The 19,076-nt window shown below is 38.9% G+C and carries 32 protein-coding genes and 1 pseudogene; 4 read left to right on the top strand and 29 right to left on the bottom strand.

Translation table 11 applies throughout. From position 1 onward, the window contains the following. Positions 1-2: 2 nt before the first annotated feature. From rpsK to A3I7_RS0110800, 28 genes are all read right to left on the bottom strand, one after another. Positions 3-386: a 30S ribosomal protein S11 gene (rpsK, locus tag A3I7_RS0110930; protein WP_018376787.1), complete on the bottom strand. Its 384-nt coding sequence runs from the start codon at positions 384-386 to the stop codon at positions 3-5. 17 nt (positions 387-403) lie between these two features. Further along, the gene (rpsM, locus tag A3I7_RS0110925) at positions 404-769 is read right to left on the bottom strand and encodes a 30S ribosomal protein S13 (protein WP_003046081.1); all 366 of its coding nucleotides are present in this window, start codon (positions 767-769) and stop codon (positions 404-406) included. An 18-nt stretch (positions 770-787) separates the two neighbouring features. Beyond that, positions 788-904, bottom strand: coding sequence for a 50S ribosomal protein L36 (gene rpmJ / locus A3I7_RS13835; RefSeq protein WP_000868345.1), 117 nt, complete (start codon positions 902-904; stop codon positions 788-790). 25 nt (positions 905-929) lie between these two features. Then, entirely contained in the window at positions 930-1,148 is a 219-nt protein-coding gene (gene infA, locus A3I7_RS0110920; protein ID WP_001040189.1) for a translation initiation factor IF-1, read from the bottom strand. A 118-nt stretch (positions 1,149-1,266) separates the two neighbouring features. Next, positions 1,267-1,905: an adenylate kinase gene (locus A3I7_RS0110915; protein WP_018376786.1), complete on the bottom strand. Its 639-nt coding sequence runs from the start codon at positions 1,903-1,905 to the stop codon at positions 1,267-1,269. A gap of 131 nt (positions 1,906-2,036) precedes the next feature. Next, a complete protein-coding gene (secY, locus tag A3I7_RS0110910; RefSeq protein ID WP_018376785.1) occupies positions 2,037-3,341 on the bottom strand; it encodes a preprotein translocase subunit SecY in 1,305 nt (434 codons plus the stop codon). Positions 3,342-3,356: 15 nt separating this feature from the next. Further along, positions 3,357-3,797 (bottom strand): 50S ribosomal protein L15, encoded by a 441-nt coding sequence (gene rplO, locus A3I7_RS0110905; protein ID WP_018376784.1) that lies wholly within the window; start codon positions 3,795-3,797, stop codon positions 3,357-3,359. Between the two features lie 138 nt (positions 3,798-3,935). Then, positions 3,936-4,118: a 50S ribosomal protein L30 gene (rpmD, locus tag A3I7_RS0110900; RefSeq protein WP_018376783.1), complete on the bottom strand. Its 183-nt coding sequence runs from the start codon at positions 4,116-4,118 to the stop codon at positions 3,936-3,938. Between the two features lie 14 nt (positions 4,119-4,132). Further along, entirely contained in the window at positions 4,133-4,627 is a 495-nt protein-coding gene (gene rpsE / locus A3I7_RS0110895; RefSeq protein ID WP_018376782.1) for a 30S ribosomal protein S5, read from the bottom strand. 17 nt (positions 4,628-4,644) lie between these two features. Next, the gene (rplR, locus tag A3I7_RS0110890) at positions 4,645-5,001 is read right to left on the bottom strand and encodes a 50S ribosomal protein L18 (protein WP_026183112.1); all 357 of its coding nucleotides are present in this window, start codon (positions 4,999-5,001) and stop codon (positions 4,645-4,647) included. A gap of 102 nt (positions 5,002-5,103) precedes the next feature. Then, positions 5,104-5,640 (bottom strand): 50S ribosomal protein L6, encoded by a 537-nt coding sequence (rplF, locus tag A3I7_RS0110885; RefSeq protein ID WP_018376781.1) that lies wholly within the window; start codon positions 5,638-5,640, stop codon positions 5,104-5,106. Positions 5,641-6,066: 426 nt separating this feature from the next. Further along, positions 6,067-6,465, bottom strand: coding sequence for a 30S ribosomal protein S8 (rpsH, locus tag A3I7_RS0110880; protein WP_018376780.1), 399 nt, complete (start codon positions 6,463-6,465; stop codon positions 6,067-6,069). 429 nt (positions 6,466-6,894) lie between these two features. Further along, positions 6,895-7,080, bottom strand: coding sequence for a type Z 30S ribosomal protein S14 (locus A3I7_RS0110875; protein ID WP_001085697.1), 186 nt, complete (start codon positions 7,078-7,080; stop codon positions 6,895-6,897). 17 nt (positions 7,081-7,097) lie between these two features. Continuing rightward, positions 7,098-7,640, bottom strand: coding sequence for a 50S ribosomal protein L5 (gene rplE, locus A3I7_RS0110870; RefSeq protein WP_018376779.1), 543 nt, complete (start codon positions 7,638-7,640; stop codon positions 7,098-7,100). Between the two features lie 23 nt (positions 7,641-7,663). Beyond that, positions 7,664-7,969, bottom strand: a complete 306-nt coding sequence (gene rplX, locus A3I7_RS0110865) for a 50S ribosomal protein L24 (RefSeq protein ID WP_018376778.1) — start codon at positions 7,967-7,969, stop codon at positions 7,664-7,666. 87 nt (positions 7,970-8,056) lie between these two features. Then, a complete protein-coding gene (gene rplN / locus A3I7_RS0110860; RefSeq protein ID WP_018376777.1) occupies positions 8,057-8,425 on the bottom strand; it encodes a 50S ribosomal protein L14 in 369 nt (122 codons plus the stop codon). A gap of 24 nt (positions 8,426-8,449) precedes the next feature. Beyond that, a complete protein-coding gene (gene rpsQ / locus A3I7_RS0110855; RefSeq protein WP_002885836.1) occupies positions 8,450-8,710 on the bottom strand; it encodes a 30S ribosomal protein S17 in 261 nt (86 codons plus the stop codon). 27 nt (positions 8,711-8,737) lie between these two features. After that, a complete protein-coding gene (gene rpmC / locus A3I7_RS0110850) occupies positions 8,738-8,944 on the bottom strand; it encodes a 50S ribosomal protein L29 (RefSeq protein ID WP_018376776.1) in 207 nt (68 codons plus the stop codon). Between the two features lie 9 nt (positions 8,945-8,953). After that, positions 8,954-9,367 carry a 50S ribosomal protein L16 gene (rplP, locus tag A3I7_RS0110845; protein WP_018376775.1) on the bottom strand — a complete coding sequence of 138 codons (414 nt, stop codon included), beginning with the start codon at positions 9,365-9,367 and terminating at the stop codon, positions 8,954-8,956. Between the two features lie 3 nt (positions 9,368-9,370). Beyond that, positions 9,371-10,024 carry a 30S ribosomal protein S3 gene (gene rpsC / locus A3I7_RS0110840; protein ID WP_018376774.1) on the bottom strand — a complete coding sequence of 218 codons (654 nt, stop codon included), beginning with the start codon at positions 10,022-10,024 and terminating at the stop codon, positions 9,371-9,373. A gap of 12 nt (positions 10,025-10,036) precedes the next feature. Continuing rightward, entirely contained in the window at positions 10,037-10,381 is a 345-nt protein-coding gene (gene rplV / locus A3I7_RS0110835; protein ID WP_018164518.1) for a 50S ribosomal protein L22, read from the bottom strand. Positions 10,382-10,396: 15 nt separating this feature from the next. After that, the gene (rpsS, locus tag A3I7_RS0110830; RefSeq protein ID WP_000533765.1) at positions 10,397-10,675 is read right to left on the bottom strand and encodes a 30S ribosomal protein S19; all 279 of its coding nucleotides are present in this window, start codon (positions 10,673-10,675) and stop codon (positions 10,397-10,399) included. Between the two features lie 207 nt (positions 10,676-10,882). Continuing rightward, entirely contained in the window at positions 10,883-11,716 is an 834-nt protein-coding gene (gene rplB / locus A3I7_RS0110825) for a 50S ribosomal protein L2 (protein WP_018376773.1), read from the bottom strand. Between the two features lie 17 nt (positions 11,717-11,733). Continuing rightward, positions 11,734-12,030, bottom strand: coding sequence for a 50S ribosomal protein L23 (locus tag A3I7_RS0110820; RefSeq protein ID WP_018376772.1), 297 nt, complete (start codon positions 12,028-12,030; stop codon positions 11,734-11,736). Continuing rightward, entirely contained in the window at positions 12,030-12,653 is a 624-nt protein-coding gene (rplD, locus tag A3I7_RS0110815) for a 50S ribosomal protein L4 (RefSeq protein WP_018164515.1), read from the bottom strand. The genes A3I7_RS0110820 and rplD overlap by 1 nt, the downstream gene beginning before the upstream one ends. Positions 12,654-12,676: 23 nt before the next feature. Then, complete coding sequence (gene rplC / locus A3I7_RS0110810) at positions 12,677-13,303, bottom strand: 50S ribosomal protein L3 (protein WP_018376771.1); 627 nt, start codon at positions 13,301-13,303, stop codon at positions 12,677-12,679. A 244-nt stretch (positions 13,304-13,547) separates the two neighbouring features. Continuing rightward, positions 13,548-13,856, bottom strand: coding sequence for a 30S ribosomal protein S10 (rpsJ, locus tag A3I7_RS0110805; protein WP_001284518.1), 309 nt, complete (start codon positions 13,854-13,856; stop codon positions 13,548-13,550). A 382-nt stretch (positions 13,857-14,238) separates the two neighbouring features. Continuing rightward, positions 14,239-15,624, bottom strand: coding sequence for an aminotransferase-like domain-containing protein (locus A3I7_RS0110800; RefSeq protein ID WP_018376770.1), 1,386 nt, complete (start codon positions 15,622-15,624; stop codon positions 14,239-14,241). Positions 15,625-15,744: 120 nt separating this feature from the next. On the opposite strand from A3I7_RS0110800, the gene A3I7_RS0110795 reads away from it, so the two are divergent. The 3 genes from A3I7_RS0110795 (at position 15,745) to A3I7_RS14935 (ending at position 18,151) form a co-directional block, all read left to right on the top strand. Next, the gene (locus A3I7_RS0110795; RefSeq protein ID WP_018376769.1) at positions 15,745-17,121 is read left to right on the top strand and encodes an MATE family efflux transporter; all 1,377 of its coding nucleotides are present in this window, start codon (positions 15,745-15,747) and stop codon (positions 17,119-17,121) included. Positions 17,122-17,233: 112 nt separating this feature from the next. Next, on the top strand, positions 17,234-17,638 hold the full coding sequence (locus A3I7_RS0110790) for a hypothetical protein (RefSeq protein WP_169333813.1): 405 nt from the start codon (positions 17,234-17,236) through the stop codon (positions 17,636-17,638). A gap of 342 nt (positions 17,639-17,980) precedes the next feature. Further along, positions 17,981-18,151, top strand: coding sequence for a transposase (locus A3I7_RS14935; RefSeq protein ID WP_425423224.1), 171 nt, complete (start codon positions 17,981-17,983; stop codon positions 18,149-18,151). A gap of 402 nt (positions 18,152-18,553) precedes the next feature. Here A3I7_RS14935 and A3I7_RS14930 read toward each other — a convergent pair. Further along, positions 18,554-18,772 (bottom strand): annotated as a pseudogene (locus A3I7_RS14930) (lysostaphin resistance A-like protein); the annotation flags it as partial. Between the two features lie 50 nt (positions 18,773-18,822). On the opposite strand from A3I7_RS14930, the gene A3I7_RS0110775 reads away from it, so the two are divergent. Then, positions 18,823-19,076 (top strand): helix-turn-helix domain-containing protein (locus A3I7_RS0110775; protein WP_018376766.1); only part of this gene is annotated, 254 nt, incomplete at its 3' end.

Raw genomic sequence — 19,076 nt, 5'->3', positions numbered from 1 at the left:
GATTACACACGACGACGTTTTGGAGGACGAGCACCATTATGTGGTACAGGAGTAACGTCACGAATAGCAGTCACTTCAAGACCAGCAGCAGCAAGAGCACGAATAGCAGACTCACGACCTGAACCAGGTCCTTTTACAGTAACTTCAACTGTTTTAAGACCATGATCTTGCGCAGATTTTGCAGCAGCTTCAGCAGCCATTTGAGCAGCAAATGGTGTAGATTTACGAGAACCTTTAAAACCAAGAGCACCTGCTGATGACCAAGCAATAGCATTACCGTGCACATCTGTAATCATAACAATAGTGTTATTAAATGTAGCGTGAATATGAGCAACACCAGATTCGATGTTCTTTTTCACACGACGTTTACGTGTTGGTTTAGCCAATTTTTTAACCTCCTATATTATTTTTTCTTACCAGCAATCGCAACAGCTTTACCTTTACGAGTACGGGCGTTGTTTTTAGTGTTTTGTCCACGGACAGGAAGTCCACGACGATGACGAATTCCACGGTATGAACCGATTTCCATCAAACGTTTGATGTTCAAGTTAACTTCACGACGAAGGTCACCTTCAACTTTAATTGCATCTACTTCACGACGGATAGCATCTTCTTGATCTGATGTTAAATCTTTAACACGGATATCTTCTGAGATTCCAGCTGCAGCTAAGATTTTCTTAGATGTCGCAAGACCGATACCGTACACATAAGTAAGTGAAATTACTACACGTTTATCGTTTGGAATATCAACTCCAGCAATACGAGCCATTTTTTCTCCTTTCTATTTTTATCCTTGACGTTGTTTGTGTTTTGGATTTGTTGGACAAATAACCATAACACGACCGTTACGACGAATAACTTTACAGTATTCGCAAATTGGTTTAACCGATGGTCTTACCTTCATGTTTTAATCCCTCCAATTATTTCGATTATTTAAAGCGGTATGTGATGCGCCCACGTGTCAAATCATATGGACTCATTTCAACAGTTACACGATCTCCAACCAAAATACGGATGTAGTTTTTACGGATTTTTCCTGAAACAGTCGCCAAAATTTGGTGTCCATTTTCCAATTCAACAGTAAACATTGCATTTGGCATTGTCTCAACAACTTTGCCTTCAATTTCAATCACATCTTCTTTTGCCACGCAAAAGTACCCCCTAAAAATTCGATTTGATATCCTCTGAGTACAGAGGTAACAATTATAAGCCAGACTATTCTAGTATATCATGAGTTGTTAGCTTACGCAAGTAGAAATTACTAAATTATTTCAATGTTACGATAGCTTTTTCGACATCTGCAAAAACGTCAGCAATTTCTTGATTACCTTCAATATCTGTAACAAGCCCAGCTTTACGATAATGTTCAAGAATTGGTTCGCCTTGAGCAATATTAACTTCTAAGCGACGTTGAACCGACTCAGGTTTGTCATCTTCACGTTGGTAGTAATCTTCTTCATTATAATCAACTGGTGGATTGAAAACTTTGTGGAAAGATTCCCCTGTTTTACGATTAATGATACGACCACTTAAACGTTCCAACAAACACGATGGATCCACATCAATATTAATAACGCCATCAAGCTTTATTCCAAGATTCGCAAGTGTTTCATCCAAAGCATAAGCTTGTTCAATCGTCCGTGGGTAACCATCAAGTAAGAAGCCTTTTTCAGCAATGTCTTTTTGAGAAAGGCGTTCTTTAACAATACCATTAGTCACTTCATCTGGTACTAAATCACCTCTGTCTATATATGATTTAGCAAGCAGCCCCATCTCAGTTTGATTCGCCATTGCAGCACGAAACATATCCCCAGTTGAGATATGTGCAACACCAAATTTTTCAACAATTTTTGTGGCTTGAGTACCTTTACCAGCACCTGGTAAACCCATGATTAAAAGATTCATGATTGTCTCCTTATTTTGTTTTTAAATCAGCCAAGCAAACATACGACCTGCTAAACTGATTTAAAAACAAAAGAGAAGGACAGGGAGATCTCCCCGATCCTCAATTTTGTTTTAAGATATTGTAGGGTTTCTTACTCTGCTGTGTTCATAAAACCTACATACTGTCTCTTCAAGAGGTAACCTTCAAGTTGTTTCATACCTTCAATTCCTGTTGAAATCAAGATAAGAAGACTAGTTCCTCCCAATGCAATACTTGAAGATAAGTTTAGCATCTGCTGTGCTGCAATTGGTGTTAACGAAATAAATGCTAAGAATACTGAACCAATCGTCGCCAATTTCTTCAATGTTGAAGACATATACTCTTCTGTTTCACGTCCAGGTCTAACTCTTGGAATATAGGACGCACTCTTTTGTAAGTTTTCAGCTGTTTTTTCCGGATTAACTTGAACAAAAGTATAAAAGAACGAGAAGAGAATAATTAGTACTGCGTATATTAGCATACCGGTCGGTGTTTGATAATTCAGTACATTCTGCAAAGTCGTTAACCAAGGAATATCTTTCCCATGTTGAAAGAATGGAATAATCGTACTTGGAATCGTTGTAATCGAGCTGGCAAAAATAACGGGAATGACACCAGCAGGATTAACTTTTAAAGGTAAATAAGAACTTGTTGGAGCTCCTTGAGCAAGCTTGGTATATTGAATTGGAATTTTATACTCTGCTTGTTGAACGAACGTTGTAAAGAATACAATCGCCAAAACAGCAAAGATAAGGATTGCAACATAGATATATGATGACATCATATCGGTCGCACGGACATTGACAAAGAAATCTTGATAAATGGTCGAAATAGCACTTGGAATTGATGAAATGATACCTGCAAAGATAATCATTGATACACCGTTACCAAACCCTTTGTCTGTAATCTGCTCACCCAACCAGGTCACAATCATACTACCTGTTGTCAGTAAAGCACCTATCAACATATATGTTTTAATATCTGGATTTTTAACCAAAGCTACTGATGACAATGTGTTAAAGCCAGCAGTAATACCAATTGACTGAATAAAGGCCAAGGCAAGTGAAATATAGCGAGTTGCTTGATTAAGCTTTCTACGACCGACTTCCCCCTGCTTACCCCACTCAACAAATTTAGGTAAAATATCCATTTGCAATAGTTGAACCACAATAGAAGCTGTAATGTACGGGCTAACTCCCATTGAGAAAACTGAGAAGTTTCTCATAGCGTTACCTGAAACCAAGTTCAACATATTTAAGAAAGGTAAATCACTGAGTTGTTCCAAGCTTTTGGCATTGATACCTGGAACAGTAATATGAGTTCCAATTCGAAATACGAGAATGATGAATAATGTATAGAAAATTTTATTTCTAACATGTTTCACCTTCAAAGCATCTTTTAGTAATTTAAAGAACATCTAGGGTCCCCCTCATTAGATGACTTCTACAGAACCACCTTTAGCCACGATAGCTGCTTCAGCAGATTTTGAGAATTTTGCTGCCTTAACAGTCAATTTCTTAGTTAGTTCACCATTACCAAGAATTTTAACACCTGATTTTTCAGCGCGAACAATTCCAGCTTCTTTAAGAACAACTGGAGTTACTTCTGCACCATCTTCAAAAATATTCAATTGTTCAAGATTTACAAGTGCATATTCCTTAGCGTTGATGTTCAAGAAACCACGTTTTGGCATACGACGGAACAATGGAGTTTGTCCACCTTCAAAACCAAGACGAACACCGCCGCCTGAACGAGCCTTTTGACCTTTTTGACCACGACCAGACGTTTTACCGTTGCCTGATGATGTCCCACGACCTACACGGTTACGAACTTTACGTGAACCTGCAGCAGGGTGTAATTCATGAAGTTTCATTATAGTTTTCTCCTTATTTGTAAAATGCTAGCGCCTCTATGAGGGGAAAGGACTCCCCATAGAAACTCGCCTATACCTCTATTCACTTTAAGTCGCAAGAGAAAAGCTCTGCGACCTAAATGTCATTATAAATGTTAATTACTTAACATCTTCTACAGTAACCAAGTGAGATACTGCATTAACCATACCACGAATAGCTGGGGTGTCTTCTTTGACAACTGAGCTATTCAACTTACCAAGTCCAAGGGCAACAACTGTTTTACGTTGTGCAGGAATGCGACCGATTGGAGACTTAGTCAAAGTAATTTTAATTTGAGCCATGATAATCCCCTTTCTTATGCCAAATCAGAAACTGAGATGCCACGAAGAGCAGCAACGTCTTCTGCACGTTTAAGTTGCTTCAAACCTTCAACTGTAGCACGAACGATGTTGATTGGAGTGTTTGAACCAAGTGATTTAGATGTAACATCTGCAACACCGGCCAATTCGATGACGGCACGAACTGCACCACCAGCGGCAACTCCCGAACCTTCTGCAGCAGGTTTCAACAATACTTTAGCTCCACCAAATTCTGAATGAACTTCGTGTGGAATTGTTGTACCAACCATTGGTACTGCGATCAGATTCTTTTTAGCAGCTTCAACTGCTTTACGAATAGCTTCTGGTACTTCTTGAGCTTTACCAGTACCAAAACCAACGTTACCATTGCGGTCACCAACAACTACCAAAGCTGCAAAACGAAGACGACGTCCACCTTTAACAACTTTAGTAACACGGTTAATCGCAACAACGCGTTCTTCAAGTTCAACTGCGTTATCTTTAAAAGCCATTTCTTAGTGTCCTCCTATTAGAATTTCAATCCGTTTTCACGAGCTGCATCAGCCAAAGCTTTAACACGTCCGTGATAGAGATATCCACCGCGGTCAAAGACCACTTCAGAAATACCTTTAGCTACTGCGCGTTCAGCAACAAGTTTGCCGACAACAACGGCTTGTTCTGTTTTAGTTCCTTTAGAAACTTCTTTATCAAGAGTTGATGCACTTGCGAGCGTTACACCCGCTACGTCATCAATCACTTGAGCGTAGATGCCTGTATTAGAACGGAATACGTTCAAACGTGGGCGTTCTGCAGTTCCAGAGAGTTTACCGCGTACGCGACGATGGCGTTTTTGGCGGATTTTGTTTTTATCTGGTTTCGAAATCACAATTTTCACCTCTTAATTAATTATATCCTTGCCAAATGGACAAGTTTGGGTAGAAATAGCGAGTACCTGTGAATTAATATTTCACAGAGCAAACTCAAACTATTATTTACCTGTTTTACCTTCTTTACGGCGTACATATTCACCAACGTAGCGGATACCTTTACCTTTATACGGTTCTGGAGCACGAAGACTACGGATGTAAGCTGCAGTTTGACCAACAACTTCTTTGTTGATACCTGCAACCTCGATTGAAGTTGGGTTAGCTACTGTAAAAGTGATACCTTCTGGAGCTTCAACTTCATCTTGGTGAGATTTACCAACTGAAAGAACAAGCTTAGTACCTTGCAATTGTGCACGGTAACCAACACCTTTCATTTCAAGTGCTTTTTTGAAACCTTCAGAAACACCAACAACCATGTTGTTCAAATTAGCACGAGTCGTACCATGAATTGTTTTCATTTCTTTTGAGTCGTTTGGACGATGAAGTGAAACTTCATTGCCTTCAACTTTGATTTCAATGTTTTTGTTAAACTCACGAGTGAGTTCGCCCTTAGGTCCTTTTACAGTAACAACGTTATCGTTATTAGTAATTTCAACACCAGCAGGCAACGTAATTACTTTATTACCAATACGTGACATAATATTTATTTCTCCTGTTAAATTATCAAGCCGTCAAGCGACTAGTTTTCACGGGGTGAACAAGATACAAAGCCGTTAAGCAACTCGAAGAAAAATAAGCGGTAAGTTCGAAATCTTTGATTTCGTAGACGCACCCTCGTCAGAACGACTAGGGCTTTCCTGACCGAAGGGCAGAGAAAGTTCAGACGTTTACGACGCATAAAGTGAACATTTCTGAAACTGCTTTTCACTTTTTTCAAAGAGTTGTAGGCGTATTCAATTAGTGAATCTTGTTCTAATTTGGTTTCATGATACTAAATAATCAGAAAATCTGATTTGAACCCGAGCTGTGACCTGTGTGAAAAAGATAAGTCAAACTAGAATGTAAGTATTCTTTGTTTGATTTCCTATTTTCACTTGGTTCACTACGCTCTTGGTATCATCTAATTACCAAACGTAAGCAATAACTTCTCCACCAACGTTCTTTTGACGTGCTTCTTTGTCAGTCAAAAGACCTTCTGATGTTGAAATGATTGCGATTCCAAGTCCGTTAAGAACTTTAGGGATATCTTCACGTTTTGAGTAAACACGAAGACCTGGTTTTGAAACACGTTTCAAGTTAGTGATAACACGTTCACCGTTTTGGCCATATTTCAAGAATACACGGATAATGCCTTGTTTGTCGTCTTCAATAATTTCAACGTTTTTCACAAAACCTTCGCGTTTAAGGATTTCAGCAATCCCTTTTTTGATGTTTGATGCAGGTACTTCAAGCACTTCGTGTTTTGCTTGATTAGCATTACGAATACGTGTCAGAAAGTCTGCGATTGGGTCAGTCATAACCATTTTAAATTTCTCCTCTTACTAGTAGTTTGCAAGTTGCACTTGCTAGTTAATGTCGCCCAAGTGGGCTGGTTGTATGCTTCTCAGACGAAAAGCTAATTTGAACTCGCCCTATGAACTGTGCAAAATAGATAAATCGACTCATTTGCAAGCATCCTCGATTTCCTAATTTTGCTTTGTTCACCACGGGCTTAGTATCATAATTTTTGAGCACGGACTAAAATCCTAGTGAAAAAGATAGGCTTTCTCAAAGTCTAATGACTTCTGCGGCAGCCTCCTATTTTCATACGGATTTTTTCACGTCCTTTGCATCATCATTTAATTGAGTTCGAGCTACAACCTTAGCAAAGAAGATAGATTTTCCTAGAAGTAAACTTCTTCGTCAAATCTCCTATCTTTGCGTTGGTTGCTTAACGCTCTCACATCTTATTTTTACCAAGAAGCTTTGGTAACGCCTGGGATTTGTCCTTTGTATGCTAATTCACGGAAGCAAACACGGCAAAGTTTAAATTTGCGGTAAACTGAATGTGGACGACCACATTTTTCGCAACGTGTGTAAGCTTGCGTAGAGAACTTCGCTGGACGTTTGTTCTTAGCAATCATAGATTTTTTAGCCAATTGATTTACCTCCTAAATTATTTTGCAAAAGGCATTCCAAGGCCTTTAAGCAATTCACGTCCTTCTTCGTCAGTGTTAGCAGTAGTAACGATAACAATATCAAGACCACGTACTTTATCAACATCGTCGAAATTAATTTCTGGGAAGATCAATTGTTCTTTCACACCAAGTGTGTAGTTACCACGTCCGTCAAAAGATTTTGTTGGAACACCATGGAAGTCACGCACACGTGGAAGTGAAACAGTAACCAATTTATCCAAAAATTCGTACATGCGTTCACCGCGAAGGGTTACTTTTGCACCGATCGCTACACCTTCACGAAGACGGAAGCCAGCGATTGATTTCTTAGCTTTAGTAATAAGTGGTTTTTGACCTGAGATAAGTGCTAACTCAGCAGCAGCTTTTTCAAGATTTTTAGCGTTTGATACAGCATCACCGACACCCATGTTAAGAACGATTTTCTCAACTTTTGGCACAGCCATTACTGAAGAATAGTTAAATTTTTCAGTCAACGCAGGAACAACTTCATTAGTATATTTTTCTTTTAAGCGATTTGCCATTATGCTTCTCCTTTCCTTCGTGATTAATCAAGTACTTCGCCTGATTTTTTGTTGTAACGAACTTTCTTGCCATCTACAACTTTGTAACCAACACGGCCCGCAACGCCATTTTTGTCAAGTACTTGGACGTTTGACACATGGATTGGTGCTTCTTTTTCTACAATAGCACCTTGAGGGTTTTCATTGTTTGGTTTTTGGTGCTTTTTGACAATTGCAACACCTTCAACAATTACTTTGTTAACTTTTGGAAGAGCTTTAAGAACTACAGCTTCAACACCTTTGTCCTTACCAGCAATAACGCGAACTTTGTCGCCTTTTTTTACAAACATGTGAGTATTTCTCCTATTTTTTCTTACGCCCAAATGGGCACCCTGACAAACGTCAGGGGACTAAGTTTGCTTTTTTATAATTATAAATTAAAGTACTTCTGGTGCAAGTGAAACAATCTTCATGAAGCCACCGTCACGCAATTCACGTGCAACAGGACCGAAGATACGAGTTCCGCGAGGATTTTTGTCTTCACGGATGATTACCGCAGCGTTATCGTCAAATTTGATGTATGAACCGTCTGCACGACGAGCACCAGTTTTTGTACGAACAACAACAGCCTTAACCACGTCACCTTTTTTAACCGCTCCACCAGGAGTAGCTTGTTTTACAGATGCAACGATGATATCACCGATATTAGCGAATTTACGTCCTGAACCACCAAGAACTTTGATGGTGAGAATTTCACGGGCACCGCTATTATCAGCAACTTTCAAGCGAGTTTCTTGTTGAATCATTCCAATTTTCTCCTTTTAGTTTGTTTAGATAATAACAGCTTCTTCCACAACTTCTACAAGACGGAAGCGTTTTGTAGCTGAGAGTGGACGAGTTTCCATGATACGTACGATATCGCCTTCTTTGGCAACATTATTTTCATCATGTGCTTTGTATTTTTTTGAATAGTTGATACGTTTACCATAGACTGGGTGGTTACGCTTTGTTTCAACTACAACAGTGATTGTTTTATCCATCTTGTCAGATACGACACGTCCAACAAGGGTTTTACGTTGATTACGTTCCATTATTAGAATTTCTCCTTTCCCAATCTATTATTTGTTTTCTGATTGCACAGTTTTAACACGTGCAATTTGCTTCTTCACTTCGTTCAAACGCGCAGTTTGATCAAGTTGACCTGTTGCTGCTTGGAAACGAAGTTCAAAAAGTTCTTTCTTAAGTTCGTTTTCTTTCTTAGCAAGTTCTTCTTGAGAAAGTCCACGAAGCTCTTTAACAAAATCTTTAATTTCTTGAAGTTTCATGTGCTCTCCTTATTCTGCTTCACGTTTTACGAATTTACATTTAACTGGTAATTTGTGGCTCGCAAGACGAAGTGCTTCACGTGCGACTTCTTCAGATACACCAGCAATTTCAAACATAACTTTTCCACGTTTAACTGGTGCTACCCAACCTTCAGGCGCCCCTTTACCAGAACCCATACGTACACCGATAGCTTTAGCAGTGTATGATTTGTGTGGGAAGATTTTAATCCAAACTTTACCGCCACGTTTCATGTAACGCGTCATCGCAATACGGGCAGCTTCGATTTGACGGTTTGTAATCCAGTGGCTAGTAGTGGCTTGAAGACCGTATTCACCAAATGCGACTTCCTTACCACCTTTAGCTTCACCGCGCATTTTTCCACGGAATTCGCGACGGTGTTTAACACGTTTAGGTACTAACATCTGTTATTTGCCTCCTTTAGTGTTTTTGCGAGCTGGAAGAACTTCACCACGATAAATCCAAACTTTAACTCCAAGTTTACCGTATGTAGTATCAGCTTCTTCCCAAGCATAATCGATATCTGCACGAAGTGTGTGAAGTGGAACTGTTCCTTCTGAATAACCTTCAGCACGAGCGATATCAGCACCGTTCAAACGACCAGATACTTGAGTTTTGATTCCTTTAGCACCTGCACGCATTGTACGTTGGATAGCTTGTTTTTGAGCGCGACGGAAAGCAACACGTTGCTCAAGTTGACGAGCAATGTTTTCACCAACAAGATGAGCATCAAGATCAGGTTGTTTGATTTCGATGATATTGATGTGAACTTGTTTTCCAGTCAACTTATTAAGTTGAACGCGAAGAGCGTCAACATTAGCTCCACCTTTACCGATAACCATACCTGGTTTAGCAGTGTGAAGTGAAACAATTACTTTATTTACTGCACGTTCAATTTCGATAGTTGAAACCGAAGCGTCAGCCAATTCTTTATTGATGAATTTACGGATTGCAAGATCTTCATGAAGGTAATCCGCGTATTCTTTTTCAGCATACCATTTCGCATCCCAGTCACGGATGATTCCGACACGCATACCAATTGGATGTACTTTTTGACCCACGATTTTACCTCCTTATTTTTCTGCAACTACTACAGTAATATGTGTAGTACGTTTGTTGATTGGTGAAGCTGAACCTTTCGCGCGAGGACGGAAACGTTTCATTGTTGGTCCTTCGTTAGCGAATGTTTCAGATACTACCAAATTAGCTTTTTCCAACCCAAAGTTGTTTTCAGCATTTGCAATAGCTGAGTTAAGAACTTTTTCAACTTCTGTAGCAGCTTTAGTTGGAGTGAATTTCAAGATTGCGATTGCATCAGCAACTTTCTTACCACGGATAAGATCAAGCACAAGACGTGTTTTACGAGGTGAAACACGCACTGTACGAGCCATTGCTTTAGCTGAAGTAATTTCTGCCATTGTGTCCTCCTCCTATTAACGACGTGTTTTCTTATCGTCTGCAGCGTGACCTTTGTAAGTACGTGTTGGCGCAAATTCACCAAGTTTGTGACCTACCATGTCCTCTTGAATGTAAACTGGTACGTGTTTACGTCCATCATAAACTGCAATTGTATATCCGATGAAACTTGGGAAAATCGTTGAACGACGTGACCAAGTTTTAATTACTTTTTTCTTTTCGTCATTTGCTTGAGCTTCAACTTTTTTCATCAAATGCTCATCGACGAAAGGTCCTTTTTTAAGACTACGTCCCATTGTGTAGTTTTCTCCTTTAAATATAGTACCACAGCGGCTTGGGAGCTGGGAGAATAACCCAACTTACCCTACCGAGCTGGCGGATTTATCATAACCGACCGGCGCAGTGGTTGACGGTCAAATAGCGGCATTTTTCAACTTGCTATTTTCCTCGTCAACTGTGCGGGGGTCTCGCTACGAAGTTTTAACAACCTTCTGCTCGGCCGCCTATTTTTCGTTACGGCGACGAACAATAAGTTTGTCAGATTTAGCTTTTTTGTTACGAGTTTTAAGACCAAGCGCAGGTTTACCCCAAGGAGTAGACGGTGCTTTACGTCCAACTGGTGCCTTACCTTCACCACCACCGTGTGGGTGATCGTTAGGGTTCATTACAGAACCACGAACAGTAGGACGAATACCCATCCAACGGCTACGACCAGCTTTACCCAAGTTAACAAGTGATTGTTGTTCGTTACCAACTGTACCGATTGTAGCACGACAAGTTCCGAGAATCATACGAACTTCACCTGATTGAAGACGAACCAGAACATATTTACCTTCTTGACCAAGCACTTGAGCAGAAGCTCCAGCGGCACGAATCAACTCGGCACCTTTACCTGGTTGAAGTTCAATATTGTGGATAACTGTACCAACTGGGATATTTGCAAGTGGAAGTGCATTACCAACTTTAATATCTGCATCTGGACCAGAAATGATACGTTGACCTACTTCAAGACCTTTTGGTGCAAGAATGTAAGCTTTCACACCGTCAGTGTAGTGTACGAGAGCGATGTTAGCTGTACGATTTGGATCATACTCGATAGTTTTAACAACTGCTTCAACGCCGTCTTTGTTGCGTTTGAAGTCAATCAAACGGTAGTGACGTTTGTGTCCGCCACCTTGGTGACGTACAGTAATGCGACCGTTGTTGTTACGACCAGCTTTGTTTTTAAGTGAAACAAGCAATGATTTCTCAGGAGTACTTGTTGTGATTTCAGCAAAATCCAAAGAAGTCATGTTACGACGGCCATTTGTCGTTGGTTTATAAACTTTAATACCCACGTTAATTCCTCCTTAGATTATTCAGCTTCAGCTGCGAACAACTCGATTGCTTTAGAATCAGCTGTAAGAGTGATGATAGCTTTTTTAGTTTTGCTTGTGAAACCTGTGTAACGCCCTACGCGTTTAGCTTTAGGTTTAACCGTTACAGTGTTCACGTTCGCAACTTTAACTCCGTCAAACGCTGCTTCGATAGCTTGTTTGATCAAAAGTTTGTGTGCACGAGTGTCAACTTCAAATGTGTATTTCCCTGCTTCGAGGTCGTACATAGATTTTTCAGTAATAACTGGTTTTTTGATTACGTCATACAAATTCATTATGCAAGAACCTCCTCAATTGTAGAGATTGCTTCTTTAGTAACAAGAAGTTTGTCTGCGTTCACGATGTCAAGAACACTTGCAGTAGTTGCAGTTGCAACCGTTACGTTTGGAAGGTTACGTGCAGAAAGCGCTGCAAATTCATTTCCTTCTTCAAGGATTACAAGTACTTTTGAATCAACGTTAAGCGCTGAAAGTACGTTTGCAAATTCAGCAGTTTTTGGAGCTGCAAATGAAAGGCTTTCTACAGCTACAAATTTATCTTCAGCAACTTTTGCTGAGTAAACTGATTTCAAAGCAAGGCGACGAACTTTTTGTGGAAGTTTGTATCCATATGAACGCGGAGTAGGTCCGAAGACAACACCACCACCACGCCATTGTGGTGAGCGGATAGAACCTTGACGCGCACGTCCAGTTCCTTTTTGACGCCATGGTTTACGTCCGCCACCAGATACTGCTGAGCGGTTTTTAACTGCATGAGTCCCTTGGCGAAGGCTAGCACGTTGGCTGATGACGACATCAAATACTACTGATTCGTTTGGTTCGATACCGAAGATAGCGTCGTTTAATTCAACTGAACTAACTTCTTTACCAGTTTGGTCAAATAGTTTTACGTTTGCCATTTTAACTGTTTTCTCCTTTCTTATTATTTAGCAGCTTTAACAGCTGATTTGATAGTGATAAGAGATTTCTTAGCACCTGGTACGTTACCTTTGATTAGGATAACGTTCTTCTCAGGAATAACTTGTACAATTTCAAGATTTTGAATGGTTACACGATTGCCACCCATACGTCCTGCCAAGTGCTTATTTTTGAAAACACGGTTAGGCGCAACAGGTCCCATAGAACCTGGACGACGATGGTAACGAGAACCGTGAGCCATAGGTCCACGTGATTGGCCATGGCGTTTGATAACACCTTGGAACCCTTTACCTTTAGATGTACCAGTTACATCAACAACATCACCAGCTGCGAAAGTTTCAACTGTAATTTCTTGTCCAACTTCCAAGCCTTCAATGTTTTTGAATTCACGAATGAAGCGCTTAGGAGCAGTGTTAGCTTTTGCTACATGGCCTTTGGCAGGTTTGTTGCTCAATACTTCACGTTTGTCATCAAAACCAACTTGAACTGCTTCGTAACCATCTATTTCAACAGTTTTCACTTGAAGCACAACGTTTGGAGTCGCTTCGATGACAGTAACAGGGATAAATTCACCGTTTTCAGTGAAGATTTGAGTCATTCCCACTTTTTTCCCTAAGATTCCTTTTGTCATGAGAAAATATTTCCTTTTCTTATTTGTATTTAAAAAGTTTTTTATGAGCGTTTTTCATGCTCAAAAAAGTTTTTAACGAGCGTTTTTTGTGCTCAAAGCTAAGATACTGAAGACTCAAACTCAATGTAAAAACAAGAAAACCGACGAAGAAACATTACTTTCTAGAAAGATTTGTCTTTCTCACACAGAGTTCAGCCTGCGTTCAGTTACATCCGAACCTACTTCTTACTTGCTTTTCAAACGATTAAAGTTTGATCTCTACATTAACACCGCTTGGCAAGTCAAGCTTCATCAAAGCGTCAACCGTTTTTTGTGTTGGGTTAATGATGTCAACAAGACGTTTGTGCGTACGCATTTCAAATTGTTCGCGAGAATCTTTGTATTTGTGTGTCGCACGAATAATTGTGTAAAGGCTACGCTCAGTTGGAAGTGGAACTGGTCCAGCAACTGTAGCACCTGTACGTGTCGCAGTTTCAACGATCTTTTCTGCCGCTGTATCCAGTGTACGATGCTCGTAGGCTTTTAAACGGATACGGATTTTTTTGTTTGCCATCTTTTTCTCCTTTTCGTCTATTTAAGATAATAGGCTAGCTCCTCAAGAAAACCAACACGCTATTGCGTGGCAATGCAACCGAGCGTGTCGCAACCTCTTGCATCATAGCTAAAGCTGTTTTTTTTTACAGCACCAGTATATAATACCAGATTTCACAGGCCTTTGCAAGCTTTTTTAAAATTTTTATTTGAAGCCTTTTTTATTTCCCGCGTTTTATTTGAAGCTCATTTATCAAGTCGAACTCAATAAGTTCGTAGTTATACCAAAGTCCACAATCTAAGCTGTCTTGGCACACCCAAATAACATTTTCGACGATATTCGCTTTGGTCTGTTATGATTGTTTGAGCACAGTTGTCTCGTTTTCCATTTGACTAGTGAAGATTTATCTCTTTTGCATTCGTGAATGCAGAGCTTTTAGGATGATTAATCCTTCTTCCAGTTCTTCTACAGTATCTGGGGAACAAATAGCTATACGTATGGCTGATTGCTCTATCAAGCTCCCCGTAAAGAAACGTTCTGCACACAGAACCTCAATCCCCTCTTGTTTGGCAAGTTTCTCAAAGGCATAGCCATCTATATGTTTAGGTAAAGACAACCATTGAAATAAAGCATAAGAATTAGCAGAAGCAGATTCTGGGAAATATTGGCGATAAAGTGTATTGCGTTCCTTGGTCAAGAGCTTTTTCCTTTCAATAACTTGGTTGGCCTTACCACTGACAATAAGTTCATTTACAATCTGAGCATTGAATAAAGGAATATGAATATTAAGCGTATTAGCTGTTTTTATAAAGAGGTTACTTAAGTTATCAGGTACAACCATATAAGCTAGACGCAGACTTGCAAATAAAGATTTTGATAATCCATGAATATAAATCGTATATTGAGGAATTATCCGAGCAAATGGTGGTATTTTCGTAACATTCGTGAAAGCGTAAGTATCATCTTCTATCAATAGGAGATGATTTTTGACAATGATGTCTGCTAGTTGCTTTCGGCGTTCTAGTGTTAAATCAACAGCAGTTGGATTATTTGAAGTGGGAACGAGATAGAGTGCCTTAAGATTATGTTGTTTCACTTTTATAGCTAAATCCTCTGCTAAAATCCCTTTATTATCACTTTTCAATGCAATTAATTCAATATGGAATTGATTAGCTAAAGCAATAAAATTGGTGTAGGTAAAACTGTCTACTGCAATCTTATCGCCAGCTTTAAAAAGGCTTAAAAATGCAACAGCTAAGGCATTTTGACTGCCATAGGTCAGTAAAATATTATCCACGGAAGTATTAACTTGAAATTTTTGTAGCCAGTTTTGAGCGATTATTTTCTGTCTTTGCTCCGTTTGACTGGCATCAAATTCAAACAGGCGGTCAACCGACTGGCTTTGGAGTAATTTTCTGGATACATCGGAGATAATATGATTTAGCTGATAATAAGGACGTAAAACGCTGAGGCAAATACAAGTCTTGTCTTTTTTTAGGGAAGATAAAGGAATAGAAGGATTGGGTGAGACAAAGGTGCCTTTGCCGATAATAGCATGTATGAGTCCTTTTTGTGTGCAAATTTTAAAAGCCCTTGTAACAGTGCTCAAATTAATATCCAAGAAATCTGCCAGTTCTCTCTGTGACGGAAGTTGTGTTCTGATAGGTAGACGTCCTGTTATAACATCTTGCTCTAAAAGCTCAGCCAAAGAAAGATATAAAGGTGTTTTTAGTAAATTTTTATCAGGTTTCCAAGTCATGGGATAATTTTCAAATGAATTAACAGGCATTCTTTCTCCTTAAAATTGTCTGGCATACAATATTAGCAATCTTTGCAGACCATTTTTCTTTATAATTATTGTATGAATTGTATGGTATTTTTATTATACCACTTTTGAAGGAAGGAAAAAATGATGGATTTAACAAAAGGAAAGGAATGGAGAGTACTTTTAATTTTCTCACTTCCTATTTTCTTGGGAAATTTATTTGAACAATTTTATAATATTATAGATACTGTTATTGTTGGTAATCTTGTGGGAGCAAGAGGTTTGTCTGCTGTTGGATCCAGCACTCAAATAGTTGCTCTAACTATTTCTGTATCCACGGGAATGTCTATCGGTGCAAGTGTTATTATTTTCCAGCTTTATGGTGCTAAGAAAAATAAAGATATGAAAGAGGTTATTGATACTAATCTTATTTTTAATAGTCTTTTTTCTACTTTGTTAATGATTTTAACTTTGTTTTGTTCTGATTTTCTTTTAAAATTATTAAATGTTCCAGTTCATTTACTTTTTGATGTGAGCGCTTATTTAAAAACTACTTTGTTGGGTCTGCCTTTTCTCTTTGCTTACAATACCCTAGCCAATATTTTAAGAGGTCTGGGGGATTCTAAAACACCAACTACTATTTTAATTAGCTCTGTCTTATTAAACACCTTGTTAGACCTCCTTTTCATAAAAGGCTTTGCCTACGGCCTTGTTGGAGCCGCTCTGGCTACTGCGATAGCTCAGTTATTTTCTTTTGTCGTATGCTTGCTTTATATGCACAAATATTATCCTGAGTTGGTTCCTAACTTTTTTCATCTGAAATGGAGGCGGCGTATTTTAAAGCATTCTTTAGCCATTGGATTTCCTGCCATGTTGCAGCAAGTTTTTATCAGTTTAGGTTTTCTGGTTATTCAATTTTTGGTTAATGGTTTTGGTACCAGCGCTATTGCAGCTTATACTGCAGCTTCTAAAGTAGATGCTTTTGCGGAAATGCCAGCTATTAATTTGGGTCAAGCTCTGATGAATTTTACAGCTCAGAATGAGGGAGCGGGTAAGCAAAAAAGAATTACAAAAGGTGGCAAGAGTGCTTTAATAACAACTTTATTGATTTCCATTGCCATTTCCGTGCTTATCTATAGTTTTGCTCCCCACTTTATTATTCTTTTTAATCATAGCAAAACCATTGTTTGGATTGGACAAAATTATTTGCGGATTGTTTCCGTTTTCTACTTTATTTTTGGCGCCATGCAGGTACTAAATGGTTTGTTATTAGGTTATGGAAAATCCTTGCTGCCATTAATTGCTTCTATCATCACTTTCTGTTTTCTGCAAGTTCCGTTGGCTGTTTTTCTGTCGCATACAAGCTTAGGTTTTAACGGGATCTGGCTGGCGGCACCATGTTTGAGTAGCAGTTTCCTGCTTTTGAAGGCAGCTACAATATCATTGCATGGGATGCACCTGCTCACGGGGAATCCCGTCCCTATATTGCCTTTACCTACGAGAATATGGTATAAGGCATGAAAGCTATTTTTGATGAATGCGGATTGTCATCTGTTATTCTCATTGGTCAGTCTATGGGAGGTTTTATCGCGCAGGCCTTTATCTGTCGCATCCATATTTGGTAAAAGCTTTTGTGGCCATTGATTCGACGCCTTACGGGGATTATTATTCAACGTCTGATAAATGGTGGCTCAGGCAGATTGAGTGGATGGCAAAATTATTTCCAGAAAAACTCTTGAAATCCTCTATCGCAAAGCAAACTGCTCTGACTGACGCAGGTCGGAAAAATATGGCTGCAATGATTGCAGACTATGGCAAGTCCGAGCTCTGCCACTTGATGGGACTTAATTACACTGCCTTTCTTGATGATAACAGAGAGTGTGACATTCTCTGTCCTGTTTTACTAATTGTTGGTAAAAAAGATAAGACGGGAAAGGTTAAAGTCTACAATAAGGAATGGGCAAAGTGCACAGGCTATCCTTTGGTCTGGATTGCTGGCGCTGCTCACAACTCCAATGTGATAATCCTGCTGTGGTGAATGAGGAAATAAGAAATTTTCTTAAAACGCTGAAATAAACAAATTAAAGAACCCATTACTCGGCTTTTTCTATACTACAAATTTTCTAATTTGAATTATTCCTGTAACATTTATCTAACCCGTGGTGTTAGTTGATTTCGATTAACAAAAATAACCCATTGGGACTATACTGCAAGTGACGAAACAAACAGGAGGTCATCCAAATGAGCACTTACATTATAATCCTAAACATACTTATCTTCAACTATCTTTATCACAATGTTGAAAAATTTGTCAAAGTCTTTATCAAAAAGTGGCCCCAGTGGAGTGCACTCATCGGAAAAATATCTCAAAATGTAAGGTATCAGAAATACTAGAGATAAGCTATTAGAGGGATTTGCAGATATTGGCTATAATGCTTCAAAGAGAATGTGGTTTTATACCTTTACAGTCCACATGGCAGTCACAGAGTCGGGGTACATTTTGAATCATATTGTCACACCTGCATCTGTTCATGACCTTCAAGCTTGCTAAAGAGCTTTTGGATGGTTTAGAGGCTCCCAATGTTCTAGCTGATTTAGGTTATCTAAGCAAAGCCTTAAAGGAAGATTTTGAGAGTAGGCATGTAACACTTTGAACACCGCTTCTCGCAAATATGAGGGGAGTTAAGGAACACAACAAACGGGAAAACTCCTAGCTATTAGAAAAACGATTGAAACACGTTTTCAATATTAAATTCAGAGTTTAATATTGAACACCCTATCGCTAAATCTTTATCTGGAATTCAAAATGAGCTGGAGCGGAAGATTTTTGCTTATAATTTGGGATTTTTTATCAATTAGCACCACGAGTAAATATAGTTAAATGACGCAATAAAACCAACCCCTATAAAGAGAGTTGGTTTTATCAGAGTAAATTTCACTTAGAAAAGAAATATCACATCAATAAAAATATGCTTGCATTGTTAAAGATATGTACAGCAGATGAAAATAAAAGATTGTCTGTTTTATGATAGGTGTAAGCAAAAACAAGACCTGACATAAAGTGCGGTAAAACACCCAGAAGTTCACTTAGTGTAAAATGATTAACATGAATCAGAGCAAAGCATAGGCTAGATAGGAAAATAGACATTCCTGCAGAACAAAACTTTTTGAAAAAATTTAGTAATACTTAACAAAAATCATAAATAGCGTTATAATAGTATTATGACAAAAGAACTTACCCAAACACAAGTCGAAGAATTAAAGCAAGCACTTAAAGATAAAAATAATGCTCCGCATCATAGAAAAATACAGGCACTCATTCTTTATTCTGAATGCCATAATTTAACATCCGTAGCTAAATCAGTAGGTTTTGTCCATCAGACAGTCCGAAACTTATTGAATCGCTATCTAAGTGGTGGCTTAGAAGCCCTCTTAAAGGAAAATCGTGGTGGTCGCCGCCGCTCCTATATGACGCA

This window comes from Streptococcus orisratti DSM 15617, assembly GCF_000380105.1.
Classification (GTDB): domain Bacteria; phylum Bacillota; class Bacilli; order Lactobacillales; family Streptococcaceae; genus Streptococcus; species Streptococcus orisratti.
Note: the sequence above shows the minus strand (reverse complement) of the source record. Positions and strands in the feature narration are given on the sequence as shown.